Source organism: Ruminococcus sporogenes, from assembly GCF_054655175.1.
In genome coordinates, this window is the sequence record NZ_BAAHOA010000002.1 from 719,127 (window position 1) to 735,896 (window position 16,770).

At 40.9% G+C, this 16,770-nt stretch carries 15 protein-coding genes; all 15 read right to left on the minus strand.

What is annotated here, in order from left to right; translation table 11 throughout:
- Positions 1-9: 9 nt before the first annotated feature.
- Positions 10-1,224 carry an FtsW/RodA/SpoVE family cell cycle protein gene (locus ACYQ0N_RS09980; protein WP_460162576.1) on the minus strand — a complete coding sequence of 405 codons (1,215 nt, stop codon included), beginning with the start codon at positions 1,222-1,224 and terminating at the stop codon, positions 10-12.
- Positions 1,225-1,243: 19 nt separating this feature from the next.
- Entirely contained in the window at positions 1,244-2,287 is a 1,044-nt protein-coding gene (mraY, locus tag ACYQ0N_RS09985) for a phospho-N-acetylmuramoyl-pentapeptide-transferase (protein WP_460162577.1), read from the minus strand.
- Between the two features lie 16 nt (positions 2,288-2,303).
- A complete protein-coding gene (locus ACYQ0N_RS09990; protein ID WP_460162578.1) occupies positions 2,304-3,653 on the minus strand; it encodes a UDP-N-acetylmuramoyl-tripeptide--D-alanyl-D-alanine ligase in 1,350 nt (449 codons plus the stop codon).
- The gene (locus ACYQ0N_RS09995; RefSeq protein WP_177533310.1) at positions 3,653-5,089 is read right to left on the minus strand and encodes a UDP-N-acetylmuramoyl-L-alanyl-D-glutamate--2,6-diaminopimelate ligase; all 1,437 of its coding nucleotides are present in this window, start codon (positions 5,087-5,089) and stop codon (positions 3,653-3,655) included. Before ACYQ0N_RS09995 ends, ACYQ0N_RS09990 begins: the two co-directional genes overlap by 1 nt.
- A 55-nt stretch (positions 5,090-5,144) precedes the next feature.
- Positions 5,145-7,520, minus strand: coding sequence for a penicillin-binding transpeptidase domain-containing protein (locus tag ACYQ0N_RS10000; RefSeq protein WP_177533309.1), 2,376 nt, complete (start codon positions 7,518-7,520; stop codon positions 5,145-5,147).
- Between the two features lie 325 nt (positions 7,521-7,845).
- On the minus strand, positions 7,846-8,367 hold the full coding sequence (locus tag ACYQ0N_RS10005) for a hypothetical protein (RefSeq protein ID WP_177533308.1): 522 nt from the start codon (positions 8,365-8,367) through the stop codon (positions 7,846-7,848).
- 10 nt (positions 8,368-8,377) lie between these two features.
- Positions 8,378-9,301 (minus strand): 16S rRNA (cytosine(1402)-N(4))-methyltransferase RsmH, encoded by a 924-nt coding sequence (rsmH, locus tag ACYQ0N_RS10010; protein ID WP_460162579.1) that lies wholly within the window; start codon positions 9,299-9,301, stop codon positions 8,378-8,380.
- 11 nt (positions 9,302-9,312) lie between these two features.
- Positions 9,313-9,750, minus strand: a complete 438-nt coding sequence (gene mraZ / locus ACYQ0N_RS10015; protein WP_460162580.1) for a division/cell wall cluster transcriptional repressor MraZ — start codon at positions 9,748-9,750, stop codon at positions 9,313-9,315.
- Between the two features lie 293 nt (positions 9,751-10,043).
- A complete protein-coding gene (gene tuf / locus ACYQ0N_RS10020; RefSeq protein WP_177533306.1) occupies positions 10,044-11,243 on the minus strand; it encodes an elongation factor Tu in 1,200 nt (399 codons plus the stop codon).
- 111 nt (positions 11,244-11,354) lie between these two features.
- Positions 11,355-13,439, minus strand: coding sequence for an elongation factor G (gene fusA, locus ACYQ0N_RS10025; protein ID WP_460162581.1), 2,085 nt, complete (start codon positions 13,437-13,439; stop codon positions 11,355-11,357).
- A gap of 30 nt (positions 13,440-13,469) precedes the next feature.
- Positions 13,470-13,940 (minus strand): 30S ribosomal protein S7, encoded by a 471-nt coding sequence (gene rpsG, locus ACYQ0N_RS10030; RefSeq protein ID WP_177533304.1) that lies wholly within the window; start codon positions 13,938-13,940, stop codon positions 13,470-13,472.
- A 133-nt stretch (positions 13,941-14,073) separates the two neighbouring features.
- Positions 14,074-14,490, minus strand: a complete 417-nt coding sequence (gene rpsL / locus ACYQ0N_RS10035) for a 30S ribosomal protein S12 (protein ID WP_177533303.1) — start codon at positions 14,488-14,490, stop codon at positions 14,074-14,076.
- Between the two features lie 163 nt (positions 14,491-14,653).
- On the minus strand, positions 14,654-15,220 hold the full coding sequence (locus ACYQ0N_RS10040; RefSeq protein ID WP_460162582.1) for a DUF2238 domain-containing protein: 567 nt from the start codon (positions 15,218-15,220) through the stop codon (positions 14,654-14,656).
- Between the two features lie 75 nt (positions 15,221-15,295).
- On the minus strand, positions 15,296-15,481 hold the full coding sequence (locus ACYQ0N_RS10045) for a hypothetical protein (protein WP_460162583.1): 186 nt from the start codon (positions 15,479-15,481) through the stop codon (positions 15,296-15,298).
- On the minus strand, positions 15,465-16,751 hold the full coding sequence (locus ACYQ0N_RS10050; protein WP_460162584.1) for a replication-associated recombination protein A: 1,287 nt from the start codon (positions 16,749-16,751) through the stop codon (positions 15,465-15,467). Before ACYQ0N_RS10050 ends, ACYQ0N_RS10045 begins: the two co-directional genes overlap by 17 nt.
- Positions 16,752-16,770: the final 19 nt, after the last annotated feature.

Below are 16,770 nucleotides of genomic sequence, written 5' to 3' on the forward strand. Positions count from 1 at the left end.
CAGATAAAATTATGTTTCCATCGACGATTGCCTTGAAACATTCAGTATAACTCCCATTTCCGCGAGCTGCATTATCAATGCCGTACCGCCATAGCTGAAAAACGGCAGACTTATACCCGTATTAGGAATAAGGTTGCTTACTACGGCAATATTCAAAAAAGCCTGTATTCCGATCTGAACGGTGATTCCTATCGTCAGGAACATTCCGAATTTATCGGTTGCTTTAGAAGCGATAAAAAATCCCCTGATAACAAGCAAAGCAAAAAGAAGAATTATTGTTACCGCGCCTACAAACCCAAGCTCCTCGCAGACTATTGCAAAAACAAAGTCGTTTTGCGTTTCAGGCAGATACATAAATTTCTGACGCGATTCTCCCAAACCAAGTCCGAAAGGTCCGCCTGAACCTATGGCTATAAGCGACTGACAGGTCTGCCATGTAGCGTCTGTTGCGTCCGAGAAAGGATCTATCCATGACTGAATACGCTTAGAAAAGTAAGTGAATCCGTCTTCTCCCTGACTTTTCATATATACGATAAGCAGAAGCGCCGCAGCTCCTAAAACCACAAGAATAAATATATGCTTCCAGCGCACTCCGCCGACAAACATGAGACAAACACCTACGCAGCAGATGAGAATTGTACACGAAAGATGAGGCTGTTTCATCAATAAAACGACTACTAATCCCAAAAGTATTCCAAACGGTAAAATACCCATTGAAAATTTTTGCATTTTATTATAGTTTTGAACAATAAGATAAGAAAACAGGATTATTATTGCAAATTTCATCAGCTCCGACGGCTGAAATTCAATTCCCAGATTAAGCCATCTTGTAGCGCCGTTATGAGTTATACCCATTGGCGTAAACACAAGCACGAGCATTATCAGACACAATACATAAAGACCTATAGATATTTTTGGTTTACTGAAATGGTGATAATCAAAAAATGAAAAAAAGCAAAGCGCTCCGAGACCTATCACCGCCATTATAGTCTGCCGGAAGGCATATCCTGTACCGCTTTCTCCTCCGCTTTCATTTAACGCCCACGCATAGCTGGCTGAGAACATCATTATAATTCCAATAACAAGAAGCGTCATTATTATCAGAAAAAAAGATAAGTCCATAACGCCTCTTGAAAACAGAGGATGTATTTTGCGCTTTACTTTTTTTCTTGCCGGATTCATACCGCCTGCCGCAGCAGTTGCTCCGCTGTAATTACCAGACAAAATCCAATTCCTCCTTATTCTATAAAACTGATATTACTCCGATTATAGAAAAAATTATTGCCGCCAGTGAAAATGTTATAACTATTTTATATTCACTGAATCCGCACATCTCAAAATGATGGTGTATAGGCGACATCTTGAAAATTCTTTTTCCCTTGCCCTTTTCTCCGGTCTTTTTATAATGCCGCTTAGCCGTGATTTTAAAATAGGTAACCTGTATAACGACAGAAAGGGCTTCAAGTATATAAACAAGTCCTACTATTATTATCATAAGATGCTTATGGGTAGTAAGACCAATCGCAATAAAAGCCCCTCCGAGATACATGGAGCCTGTATCCCCCATGAAACATTTCGCCGGATGAAGATTCCATATAAGAAATCCCAGGCAGCCTCCTGCTATTGCCGTAGCATAAATTGAAATTTCGTATGATTTAAGTATACCGCAAACGGCGGCCAGGGCAAGCATGGTTATAAACGTTACAGATCCGCAGAGTCCGTCGACGCCGTCGGTAAGATTGACCGCGTTGGATACATATATTATGAACAATATCATAACCGGATAATACAGTATTCCGAAATCTATTTTAAAAAATATAAAATCAATTTCTGTCGACTTATCGCCGAGCGCATAAAGCATTGCCAGCAGCGCCGCTGATAATATAAACTGCATTATCATTTTCTGTTTCGGATTAAGTCCAAGATTCTGCTTTTTGACCGCCTTGATATAATCGTCTAAAAATCCTATTCCTGCAAATAGCAGAGAAAATATTATACAGGTTAAAAGCCTGACGGCGTTATTTCCGGATACCTTATCCGTAAGATCTATCATACTGTCTGATCGGTAAATCAAATATCCTGCAATAACGGCAGCCACGCTGCTTATTATAAACATAAATCCGCCCATTATAGGAGTTCCCTGCTTAGATTTATGCCATGCGGGACCTATATCAAGTATTGTCTGACCAAAATGGATTTTTTTTAAAAACGGTATCAATACTATGCCGATAACGGCAGCTAAAGCAAATGATATCAGCGCAACTGTAATATTAATCCAATACGACATCTCTCATCCTCCCAAATTAAAAAATGCTGTTTACGACATTTTCAAGCTTCATTCCCCTGCTTGCTTTAAAAAGAAGAACGTCTCCGCTTTTTATACAGGATTTTAGCCTGTATGCCAAGTCGTCCTTATCAGGTGTAAAATATGACGTAATCCCTGATTTTTCAGCTTCTTGCTGTATAAACTCCGCGTCTCTTCCAAAGCAGAAAAGCATATCCGGTCTTGCACTGCACACATATCTGCCTACAAGCCTGTGAAGCTTTTCCGACTCCTTCCCAAGCTCAAGCATGTCGCCCAGAACGGCTATTTTCCTGCCGTTCGTTTTCATTCCTGACAAAACCCCAAGCGTTGCTTTCATAGAATCCGGACTTGCATTATAACAGTCTATAATTAAAGTATTCTCACCTTTTTTTACTATATTCTGACGCAATCCGTCAGTTCTGTATTTTTTCAGCGCAGCGGCAATTTCAGAATCGTCCATTCCGGTAAGCTTACCTATACAAAATGCGGCAAGCGCGTTAAGCACATTATGCCTTCCAACGCATGGTAAAATAATTTTTACCGCTTTATCACCGCAGTTAACATAAAAAGATGTTTTGCCGTCAAATTCTGTTATCTCCGAGCCCCTGAAATCTGACTCTTTATTTTCAATACCAAACAATATTACAGGTCTTTCTACTGAAAGCTCCTTTTTCAGCGGAGAAAGATACGGATCGTCACCGTTTAATACTAAAGGGGCGTTTTGTTTCATTCCCTTTAATATTTCAAGCTTAGCTTTTAGTATGCCCTCTTGTGTTTTCAAATTTTCAATATGTGAAAAACCAATATTAGTTATAACTCCTATGGTTGGAACGGCTGTTTTAGAAAGCCTTTCTATCTCGCCGAAGTCAGACATTCCCATTTCTATTACCGCCGCCGTATGAGAGCTGTCCATTGTAAAAAGCGTTTTCGGCAGTCCTATCTCATTATTAAGATTTCCGGCAGTTTTAAGGCAATTAAACTTTTCAGAAAGAACCAACGCTATCATTTCCTTGGTTGTAGTTTTTCCTACGCTGCCTGTCACTCCCACAAGAACCGGAGAAAACTTTTTCCTATAGTAAGAAGCAAGCTCAAGATAAGCCTTTCTTGTATTTTCAACCAATATGCAGGGACAATTTTCTATTTTCCTCTCAGAAACGGCAGCTAATGCGCCGGACTTTATAGCGTCGGGTATAAAATCATGTCCGTCAAACCTGTCTCCCTTTATTGCTACAAATAGACAGCCGTCCTTAAGATTTCTTGTATCAGTCGATATATCCGTTATTTCTTTTTCAAACGGAGCAGTTGAATGCAATGCTCCGGCAATTTCTGATAATAATAGCTTTTCCATTAATTTATAAGCTTCAGACCCTCTGAAACTATCTCTCTTTCATCAAAATGTATATGCTCGTTACCTGACAGCACCTGATAATCCTCATGTCCTTTTCCGGCCAGAACTATTATATCGCCTTTCTGAGCAATTTTCAACGAATGATATATAGCTTCCGTTCTGTCGACTACGACATCAAACGGGATTTCCTTATCCGAAAGTCCTGCAAGTATGTCGTCAATTATAGCTTCCGGTATCTCATCTCTCGGATTATCAGATGTAATTATCAGCCGATCGGCATATTTGGCGGCTGCCTTAGCCATAAGAGGACGCTTTTTCGAATCTCTGTTGCCGCCGCAGCCGAAAAGGCATATCAGATCTCCCGAGGTATATTCCTTTACGCTTGAAAGTATATTTTCTATCGCGTCAGGCGTATGCGCATAATCACAAATCACAGTGAAGTCTTTTCCTGTCGGAATTATTTCACATCTTCCCTTTACGCCTTTATATTCTTTCAAAGCCTTTAAAATATCGTTTATTTCGAGTCCTATTTTCAAACAGACACTTATAGCCGCCATAACGTTAAAAACATTAAACATGCCTATCATTTGAGTTACAATATGGGCAGATTTTCCGTTATAATAATAATCAAACTCTGTTCCGTCTGCTCTGATGCTTATATTATCCGCATAAAAATCGGCAGTATTACCGATTCCGCATGTGTATTTACGGCATTTTATTTCATCATACAGTCTTTTCCCGTATTCATCGTCCATATTTATAATAGCGTCGTCGCATTCGTCAAACATCATCCTTTTTGCCTGATAATAATTTTCCATAGTTTTATGATAATCAAGATGATCCTGAGTCAAATTTGTAAAAACTCCCACTTCGAAATGCGTCGGACCTATTCTATGCTGAACCAACCCAAATGATGAAACCTCCATAACAGCATATTTACATCCGGCGTTCACCATTCTATTGAGAAGCTCCATATAATCAAAGGCCATAGGAGTAGTATTATCGGTGTGGACGGCGTCGTCCCCAATTTCGTTTCTTATAGTTCCTATCAGTCCGGATTTTATACCGCAGGACATTAATATATTCTTTATAATATTTGTTATAGTGGTTTTTCCGTTTGTTCCTGTTATACCCAAAACCTTTATCTTTCTTTCAGGATGATCAAACCATGCCGCGCAGAGCCTGCCGTAAAATTCCCGAGAATTTTCTGTTATAATCTGCCTGTATCCCAGTCCCAGATCATATTCCGCTATGACTAACGCGGCGCCTTTTTCAAGCATTCTTTCCGCCGCACTATGACCGTCAAACGAAGCGCCTCTAACGCATACGAAAATAAATCCTTCCCTTACCTTCGACGTATTATCGGTTATACCGCTTATTTCCATATCCTCCAATGCCGTTTCCGCAATTCCGTTTATTAGCTTATAGAGTTTCATATTTTCCACCCGCCCGTCTTTTATTATCAGCCTCTTAATTCATTCAAACGGCATATCAGCCTGATTGATCGTTTACGCCAAATGTAAGCTCTATTACAGTTCCCTTCGGAACGATGTTTCCCGCTTCTACCGACTGAGATTGAACCACCGAAGACGATGAATCAGTTGACGCGCCGCTTGCGACAAACGTCAATCCCGCGGATGTAATTAAGTAGCTTGCGTCTGACAACGAATATCCTGTAAGATCAGGAACCTCTACATTTTCCTGAGTATAATTTTTCTGCGTGTAAAGTATAACTGTTCCGCCTTGTGAAACAACGCTTCCTGAAAGCGGCATCTGTCCGCATACCGTTTCACCATCACCGACTATCTGATAAGTCAGTCCCTTTGCGTCAAGAGCCTGTTTTGCATCGTTTATAGTCATATCCTCTACAAAAGGAATAGTAACGTCCATATTTCTAACCTCTTCCTCTGAATATTCAGGATAATATCCCAAATAAGGAAGAATCTCCTCCATAACCTTTCTGGAATAAGGCACGGCTATTTGACTTCCGTAATATTCGCCTGACATAGGCTCGTCGGCCATTATCAGCATTATAACCTCGGGATCGTCAGCAGGCGCAAAGCAACAGTAAGAAGCTACATATCTCATCGGATCTTCCTCGTCGCCGGCATAATCGTCAAGCTTTTCGGAGGTACCGCTCTTGCCGCCTACATGATACCCCTTAATATATGCGCCGTTGCTAAGAGCGACTGTTTCGAGAGTCTGGCACATTAATTCTGACGTTTCCTCAGAAATCACCTGACGCTTTATAGTTTTTTCCTTTGTCATAACTACGTTTCCATCGTTATCGACTATTTTGTTTACAACATAGGGAGTAACCAGATTTCCGCCGTTTATTACGGCGGCATACGCGGTGATCATTTCAAGAGGAGTCACCTTATTTGTCTGACCAAACGAACAGGAAGCAAGTTCAACAGGTCCCATACCCTCTACGCCCTGGTAATAGCTTGTAGCTTCTGCGGGCAGATCTATTCCCGTTCTTTCCGTAAGGCCGTATGCCTTAAAGTAATCAAAAAACTTTTCAGAACCTAAACGTCTGCCTATTTCTATAAAGGCAGGGTTGCAGGAATTCGTTATCGCTTCAACGAATGACTGTGAACCGTGCCCCGAGGTTTTCCAGCAATGTATAGGAGACGTTCCTTCAACAACCGTAACAGAACCCGAACAATTGAACGTATCATTTAAGGTTATCAGATTTTCCTCTAAAGCCGCCGAGCTTGTAATAACCTTAAAAACAGAGCCCGGTATGTAAAGCTCGGTAATAGCTTTATTCTTCCACTGCTGCTCACGGGCGTCTACATATGCGTCGTTATACTGTTCTTCTGTCAGGGACGCAAGCAGCGAAGCCGCCTTATCCTCCTTTATGACTTCATTTTTATCTATATCGAGAAGTCCCATATCCTGAGCCGATTGAGCTATCTGGATATCCGCAACGTCCGACGGATTATTTAGATCAAATCCCGGCGCCGTAGCCATTGCTAAGACTGCTCCGGTTTTGGCGTTCATTATTATACCGCAGGCTCTGTCCTCAATTTCAAATTGACTAACCATTTCCTCAAGATTTTTTTCAAGGGAATATTGCAGAGTTCTGTCAATAGTCAAATAAAGAGAATTGCCGTCCTGCGCCTCGTATGTTTTTGAATATCTGTATGGCATTTCGTTTCCGTTGGCATCTTTAGCGGAAATCACCTTACCGTCGGTTCCGGATAAATACTCGTCATACTGATATTCCAATCCATACTGCCCGTCGCCGTCTGCGTTTGTAAAGCCTATAACCGACGCCGCAAGTTCGTCCTGAGGATAATATCTTTTTGTATCTTCCTCTATTTGAATTGAATTAACGTCATTTTCGTCCATAAACGCAATAATGCTGTCAGCAACAGGCTTTTCCACCTGTGTTTTTAAAATTTTATACTGCGTGTTTTCATTCATTGCGTTCTTAACTGTTTCAGACTTTATTTCCAGTTGGTCAGCCAAAAAATCAATAATCTCGTTCTGGACCTCTTCAGCGCTTTTTATAACTGTACCTGACGGAAGCTCTCCCTTAGCAAGCTGTTTTTGCTGTGCGCTTACAGCTTCCGCTTTTTTTTCCATTTCGCTTCTGAAAAGATCCGGATCCATATAAACTTTATAAACAGTGGCGCTTTGCGCAAGAATTACGCCATTGCTGTCATAAATTGCACCTCTGTTAGCCGAAATAGATATAGTTCCGAAATGATATTCATTAGCCTTTTCCTGATAAAATTTATTATCCAGAACAGAAAGCTTAAAAAGTCTGACGATTATACATCCGACAAATATCAATATAGCTATAAGCACTATTCTATTGGTACGCTTTTTCATTTGAATTGTAGGTTTGTCTGCCATAAAAGCCTCCATAGATTATATAAAATAAGGCAGGGATTATTGAATTTTCCCCTGCCATGGCGAATGTATTATTTATTTTTATAATTAAACAAACTATAAATATGCTTAATTATAACAACAAATTCATTCATTTACTGAATTGGTCATTACACCGGTAAACGGCACATATTAAATATTTAAAAGGAATACCGGCACACTGATACTTGCAGACGTATCCCCTGTGCCGAGATCCTATTTCCGTACACCCGTTTTGTTGTTCTTTGTTTGTTTCTCTCCTGACAGCTCTTTTATTTATATTTGTCTGCCTTTAATTAATAATATTGCATCACCCAAAAATATATTCCACAAGCTTGTCAAATTTATCTTTTACCTTGACAAAAATGTTTTTTTCTTCTTCGGGAATTTCTACTACATCATCAGTCTGAGTTTCAACATATTTTATCTGTGAATTGTTGAGCTTTTGCAGTCCAAGAACCTTAACTGCGTATTCCTCAACGTTTTTTAACGTCATTTTACTTTCAAGCTCTGATTGCAGACGGACATTTTCACTTTGCATACTCTCAAGATTCTGATTTGCACTTGAAATCTGACGATACATTTTGTTTGTTTCCACCTTGCTCGAAAGGACAATAAACGCTAATGAAAATGCAGAGAGTGCAATAAGGAACACCTTTGAAGCTGAGCCTCTTTTGGGAGGGGTCTTTTTCATGGTGATTTTCGGCGCCCGTATAATTTCCGGTTCTTCCGCAGGCATTCTCGGCATATACACCGGTTCATCGTAAGCGTCTGCCGGTTTATGGGGGTTATCATGCAAAAAGTAGTCGTAAGCTGAATTGTCTGCGGCCATAGCAAAGCACCTATCTCCTTTCTATTATTCTTAGTTTAGCACTTCTGCTTCGGTTGTTCTGTTCAAGCTCGTCCGTACGCGCCTCTATCGGCTTTTTATTAACAAGCTTACCTTCAGGAATTCTGCCGCAGACGCACTGCGGAAAATCCGGCGGACAGATACAGCCCTTGCACCATCCGGAAAATCTCTGTTTAACAATTCTATCTTCAAGGGAATGAAACGTTATAACAGCGAGTCTTCCTCCGGTTTTCAAACTGTAAAACGCGGCGTCAAGCCCCTTTGAAAGATGTTCAAATTCACCGTTCACCGCTATTCTTATAGCTTGAAATGTTTTTTTGCAGGGGTTTTTCTCCCGTCTAACCGCAGCCGGAACACTGCTTTTAATTATTTCTGCAAGCTCCAGAGTGGTTTCAACAGGTTTTTCCTGCCTTTTTAATACGATTTCAGAGGCTATTTTCCTTGAAAATTTCTCTTCGCCGTATTCAAAAATAATTTTAGAAAGCTGCTCTTTAGTATAATTGTTTACAATATCGTAAGCGCTTATACCCTCCTGACTCATTCTCATGTCTAACGGAGCGTCCTTATGATATGAAAAACCCCTCTCCGCCGTATCCAACTGATGTGATGAAACACCGAGGTCGAGCAGAACACCGTCAGTCTTTTCAATCCCTAAGGAATCAAGCACAAAACGCAGATCAGAATAATTGCTTCTTATAACCTTGGCATTATAGCCGTTAAGCCTTTCAGCAGCAATTCTGACTGCGTCCGGATCTCTATCCAAAGCAATAAGAAGTCCTCCGGACGTAAGCTTTTCCGCAATTTTTCTTGAATGTCCCGCACCACCGACCGTTCCGTCAACATAAATACCGTCCGGCTTTATTGCAAGACCTTCAACGCTCTCGTCAAGCAACACTGAAACATGAGAAAACTCCATATAAAATCTCCTTAGATACCAAGCTGCTGCATTGCTGCAAGCATTTTTTCCATATCCATATTACTCTGCTGGTTGTCCCACAGCTCTTTATCCCAGATTTCCGCTTTGTCATCTAAGCCGATAACAACAACGTCTTTTGTCAGTCCTGCAAATTCACGCAGATCAGACGGAATAAGAACTCTGCCCTGCTTGTCCGGAATCAATTCGCCGGCGCCCGAAAAAAGCCATCTTTTTATATCGAGACCGCCCATAGAATCTGGCAAAGCAGCAACCTTTGCAGCGAGTTTTTCCCATTCTTCTTTAGAATAAATTGTCAGACACTTCTGGTTAATGCTTTTGGTAACGTAAAATTCTCCTCCCAGTAAATCTCTAAGCTTCGTCGGAAAGCTCATTCTTCCCTTAGCATCTATGTTATGATGATAAGTACCCATTAGAGCTGTAAGAGCCATCTCCGACACCGCCTTTCTGACTATTAAGGATTTAATCACCAAAAAAGTGAATATTTTACATCAAATTCCCACACTTCACCACCGTGTACATATTATTATAATACAATTACAAAAAAACGTCAAGTTTAAATGCGAATCTGAAAAGATAAATGCTTACAAATTTAGTATGAATTTTTTGTATAAAATCAACAAAGCAGTTTAATTAAATAAACTGCTTTAAATTACTATATTTAGTTTATCTATGTAAAAAAATAAAAAGCGGAACATTAAATTCCGCTTTTTAATATTAATTATTATTCATTAATAGCTACAACTACGCCAGAACCTACTGTACGTCCGCCCTCACGAATAGCAAAACGAAGTCCTTCTTCAATAGCGATCGGTGTAATAAGCTCTACGTTCATTTCAACGTTATCGCCAGGAGTACACATTTCAACGCCTTCAGGAAGAGTTACAATACCTGTAACGTCAGTTGTTCTGAAATAGAACTGAGGTCTGTAATTAGTAAAGAATGGAGTATGACGACCGCCTTCTTCCTTCTTCAAAACATAAACCTGACCCTTAAACTTAGTATGCGGATGAATTGAACCCGGCTGACAAAGAACCTGTCCTCTTTCAACCTGATCTCTTGTAATACCACGGAGAAGCGCGCCGATATTATCGCCTGCTTCAGCGTAATCAAGAGTCTTTCTGAACATTTCGATACCAGTTACAACTGTCTTATCCTTTTCTTCCTTAAGACCAACGATTTCAATTTCATCGCCAACCTTAAGCTGTCCTCTTTCAACTCTGCCTGTAACAACAGTACCACGACCGGAAATTGTCATAGTATCTTCAATAGGCATAAGGAAAGGAAGATCTGCCTTACGCTCAGGAGTTGGAATATATGAATCAACGGCATCCATAAGCTCAATAATAGGAGCGTATGCTGGATCGTTGATATCATCAGGAGCATTCAAAGCGGCAAGAGCTGAACCCTTAATGATAGGAGTATCGTCGCCTGGGAATTCATATTCATCTAAAGTAGCTCTGATATCCATTTCAACAAGCTCAAGAAGCTCAGGGTCATCAACCTGATCAGCCTTGTTCATAAATACTACGATATATGGAACGCCAACCTGACGAGCAAGAAGCAGATGCTCCTTAGTCTGAGCCATAGGACCGTCAGAAGAAGCAACAACGAGAATAGCTCCGTCCATCTGTGCTGCACCTGTGATCATGTTCTTTACATAGTCAGCATGTCCGGGACAGTCAACGTGAGCATAGTGACGATTATCTGTTTCATATTCAACGTGTGCTGTATTAATTGTAATACCACGTTCTCTTTCTTCCGGAGCCTTATCAATCATATCGTAAGCTTCGTACTGTGCCTGACCCTTAAGTGCAAGAGTCTTTGTGATAGCGGCTGTAAGAGTTGTCTTACCATGGTCAACGTGTCCAATTGTACCAATGTTTACATGTGGTTTGGTTCTTTCAAATTTAGCCTTTGCCATTGGAAAAATCCTCCTTAAATTTAATTAAATTGATTCCTTATGAATACCATTTTAACACAGATTCCTAAGGATTTCAAGTGTTTTTTTGAAAATATCAAACAAAGCCGGAAATCAGGCGTTTGTTTTATTTCTTGATGTCATAATCTTTTCTGCGATGTTCTTTGGAACTTCAAGATAGCTGTGCGGTTCCATAGAATACTGACCGCGTCCCTGCGTATTTGAACGAAGCTCGTTTGAATATCCGAACATTTCTGAAAGCGGAACCAAGGCGTCAACCTGAATTGCTCCCGGTCTTGTTTCCTGACCCTGTATCTGTCCGCGGCGTGAACTAAGATCGCCGATAACGGTACCGGTATATTCATCAGGAACAATAACGCATACTTTCATGATAGGCTCCATAAGAACCGGTTCAGCCTTTCTCATAGCTTCCTTAAATGCCATAGAACCGGCAATCTGGAACGCCATCTCTGAAGAGTCAACTTCATGATACGAACCGTCGTAAAGCTCTACGCAAACATCCACAACTTCATATCCGGCAAGAATACCGGCTTTCATAGCGCCCTGTATTCCCTTGTCTACTGCCGGAATATATTCCTTTGGAATAGCGCCTCCGACAATTGAATTCTTAAATTCATAACCCTTACCGGATTCGTTAGGCGACACTCTGATCTTTACGTGACCGTATTGACCCTTACCGCCCGACTGTCTTGCATATTTATGATCGACGTCGGAGTTGCCCTTAATAGTTTCCTTATAGGAAACCTGAGGAGCGCCTACGTTAGCCTCTACTTTAAATTCACGCAGAAGTCTATCTACAATAATTTCAAGATGAAGCTCGCCCATTCCGGCTATAATAGTCTGTCCGGTTTCTTCATCAGTATAGGTTCTGAATGTAGGATCCTCTTCTGCAAGCTTTGCAAGAGCTATGCCCATCTTCTCCTGACCTGCTTTTGTCTTAGGCTCAATAGCGAGCTGAATAACAGGTTCCGGAAATTCCATAGATTCAAGAATAACAGGATTCTTTTCATCACACAGCGTATCGCCGGTAGTCGTGTTCTTAAGACCGACAGCGGCGGCTATATCCCCTGCGTAAACAGTTTCAATATCTTTTCTGTGATTTGAATGCATCTGAAGAATACGTCCCAGTCTTTCCTTGTTATCCTTGGTCGCATTTAAAACGGTTGAGCCTGCGTTTACGGTACCGGAATAAACTCTGAAAAAGCAAAGCTTTCCTACAAACGGATCCGTAGCAATTTTAAACGCCAAAGCTGAAAACGGCTCTTCGTCAGACGAATGCCTAACGCACGGCTCGTCAGTATCAGGATTAATTCCCTTAATAGCAGGAACATCAACCGGCGACGGCATATAGTCTATAACTGCGTCAAGAAGCTTCTGGACGCCCTTATTCTTATATGAAGTACCGCACGTTACAGGAACCATTTCATTAGCTATTGTCGCTTTTCTTATAGAAGCCTTGATTTCTTCAATCGTCAGCTCTTCTCCGTCGAGATATTTCATCATAAGCTCTTCATCCTGCTCGGCAACCTGCTCAAGCAAGGAAGCGTGATATTCCTCAGCCTTTTCCTTCAAATCCTCAGGAATATCTTCAACTCTGATATCCTTTCCGAGATCATCGTAGTATACATAAGCTTTCATTTCAACCAGATCGACAATACCCTTAAAGGTTTCCTCCGATCCAATAGGAAGCTGAATCGGAACAGCATTACAATGCAGTCTGTTCTTCATCATATCTACGACATTGTAGAAATCAGCGCCCATGATATCCATCTTATTTACATAAGCCATTCTCGGAACCTGGTATTCGTCAGCCTGTCTCCAAACTGTTTCCGACTGAGGCTCAACGCCGCCCTTTGCGCAGAAAACTGTAACAGAGCCGTCAAGAACTCTCAATGAACGTTCAACCTCAACTGTAAAGTCTACGTGTCCGGGCGTATCTATAATATTAATTCTGTGGCCTGCCCAGTATGCAGTAGTAGCGGCAGAAGTAATAGTGATACCTCTTTCCTGCTCCTGCTCCATCCAGTCCATTGTAGCAGCACCCTCGTGAGTTTCGCCTATTTTATGGTTAATACCGGTATAAAACAGTATACGCTCTGTTGTGGTGGTTTTACCTGCGTCAATGTGAGCCATTATACCTATATTTCTTGTATGTTCAAGCGAACAGTCTCTTGGCATAATTTTTCTCCTTAATTAAACAATTGCAGATTACCAGCGGTAGTGTGCAAACGCCTTGTTTGCTTCCGCCATTTTGTGTGTATCATCGCGCTTCTTGCAGGCGCCGCCTGTTCCGTTGATTGCGTCCATGATTTCACCGGCAAGTCTTTCCTTCATTGTCTTTTCATTTCTCTCTCTTGAGTACTTTGTTATCCATCTCAGTCCGAGAGTCTGACGTCTTTCAGGACGTACTTCCATCGGAACCTGATATGTCGCGCCGCCCATTCTGCGGGCTTTAACCTCAAGAACCGGCATAATGTTTTCCATTGCCTCTTCAAACGCCTCAAGAGCGTCCTTACCTGTTTTTTCAGCAACAATGTCAAACGCGCCGTAAACTATTTTCTGAGCAACACCCTTCTTACCGTCCAGCATAATATTATTTATCAGACGTGTAACAAGCTTTGAGTTATACAAAGGGTCCTGCAATACATCACGTTTTGCGATATTACCTCTTCTTGGCATTTCGCTTCCCTCCTTCACATGTTTTCATGAATTCATAGGTACTCGTCTTTGTACAGACGTCAAGACCAATGCAGAGGATCTAATATATTAAATCTCCACATATAATCCTGTGGCAGTTATCCTATTTCAATAATTATTTTGCCTTCGGCTTCTTAGCGCCGTATTTTGAACGAGCCTGCATTCTGTTGGCAACGCCCTGAGCGTCAAGAGTGCCTCTGATGATGTGGTAACGCACACCCGGAAGATCCTTGACACGTCCGCCTCTTATAAGAACAACGCTGTGTTCCTGAAGATTATGGCCGATTCCGGGGATATAAGCTGTAACTTCATTTCCGTTTGTAAGCTTTACTCTGGCAATCTTTCTCATAGCTGAGTTAGGCTTCTTAGGAGTAGATGTTCTTACAGCAGTACAAACTCCGCGCTTCTGAGGAGAACTCTGATCAATCAAGGTCTTCTTCTTTGCGTTATAGCCCTTCTGAAGAGCCGGAGCCGTGGATTTTACCTCAAGAACCTGTCTTCCCTTACGAACCAATTGATTAAATGTTGGCATATTTTTCCTCCTTTTCCTAAAAAATACTGACGCGAGTATACAATTCACCCGCATACTTGTCTATTATAATACCGTTTTTTTATTTTGTCAAGAGGTTTATGAAAATTTTTATATATTCTGTATATTTTATTGGAAATCAGATGTAATACTGTATATTAGACTATCAAGCATGCTTTTTTCTTTTCAGGTATAATCCCATAAATATAAAATACGTCGCCGCGCCCAGTACTCCGGAAACTATATCGCCCATTGTGTTCCGATTATTTCCCTGCATGTTTATATTCAATAAATTATCTGCGGTAAACTCATATATTTCCCAAAATCCTGCACAGGCTGAAGAAAAGAAAAAAGCAAATAAAAGCGTTATATCATTTTTTACAGCAAGATCATATTTTTTAAACAGATATAAAATAATAAGCATTCCCGCTTCTGCAAGCAGTATTCCGTTTAAATAATGAACAAATCTGTCATAAAACCCTATATACCTATAAAGATTAATTACCGAACCCAAAGCCGCGGCAAAAATGTCAAAAATCATAGCGAGCAGATAAAATCTGTCAGGAAATTTCCATGCGGCGGCAGTGATAATAAAAATTGACGCAAACGAACCTGCTGTTTTTACAGGAGTTGTTTCAAGAGGAATAACAGCGGAAAGAACGGTACAGAAAGCGGTGATAATCAATGCGAACGCTGAGACGATTATTCTGAATTTTATATTATGCTTTTTCATTTAATCTCCTTTTTGCCGTTCATAATAACGCCGGCAAATAACAATGATTTATTTTTCTCTAAATGCATTTTTCCGTCATTGCTTGTTCTTATATCTGAGTGAAAGCAGTTCCCTGATAAGCATAGGCAGCAGTATTATAAAGGATATCAGCATTAATACAGAATATACTTTATCGTCAAGAAAAAATATATGATCTATAATACTGAAAACTGCAAATAAAACTATACCGATTATGCCTAACATACTAATTATTCTTTTCATTTTTTTCACCGCCCTTTATCTTATCCCAGTAGCCTTTAGCCGACTGCTCCTGTTTATTATCTCCGTATCTGTAATAAATCCTCCCGTCAAGTGTTTCTGGCATATACTGCTGTTTAACCCAATGATTCGGATATTCGTGCGGATATTTATAGAACTGACCTTTAATTTTAGCGTCAGCTCCGTCAAAATGTTTATTTTGCAGACATCTCGGAAAATCTGCGGCAATTCCGCTTCGGACGTCCTCTATTGCCGAATTAATCGCTTCGTAGGCGCTGTTCGACTTAGGAGCGGTCGCAAGCAGAATTACAGCCTGAGCAAGAGGTATTCTGGCCTCCGGAAGCCCCAGCTGCATAGCGGCGTCCACGCATGATTTTACAATCGTTACAGCATTAGGATATGCAAGTCCTATATCTTCACAGGCTATAACCAGCAAGCGCCGCGATAACGATATTATATCGCCGGCTTCAATAAGACGAGCCGTATAATGAAGAGCCGCATTCTCGTCAGATCCCCTTATAGATTTTTGCAGAGCGGATAAAATATCATAATGCTGATCTCCGTCCCGGTCATATCTCATATTTGACCGCTGGCCAAGCTGCTGAACTGTTTCAAGCTTGATTTTTACTCCGTTTTCTGCCGGTTCCCCAGCTAAAGCGCTGAGTTCAACCGTATTGATCGCCTTTCTGACGTCGCCTCCGCAGCTTACCGCAATAAAATCTGATACTCCGTTCTCAATTTCATATACAGAATTATTTTGCTCTTCAAGTAATTCAAACGCTCGTTCCACGGCCTTCTTAACCTCTGATTTTTCGGGAGGTTTAAATTCAAAAACTGTTGAACGGCTAATTACGGCATTAAATACAGCAAAATAAGGATTCTCGGTGGTTGAAGCTATCAGGGTAATCTGTCCGTTTTCCATATATTCCAAAAGACTCTGCTGCTGCTTCTTGTTAAGATACTGAATTTCGTCAAGATAAAGCAGTATCCCGTTAGCTCCGGAAAAGGTTCCTATTTCGGAAATAACCTGTTTAATATCCGCCGTAGAGGCGGACGTACCGTTTAATTTGTGCAGCGACATATTGGTATTCTCTGCAATAATTCTTGCTACCGATGTCTTTCCCGTCCCGGACGGTCCATAGAAAATCATATTCGGAATATTGCCGCCGTCTATTATTTTTCTAAGCGGTTTTCCCTCTCCGAGCAAATGCTTCTGACCAACAACTTCGTCAAGCTTTTTAGGACGGATAAGGTCGGCTAAAGGTGATGACATAGCTAACTCCTTAAAATTA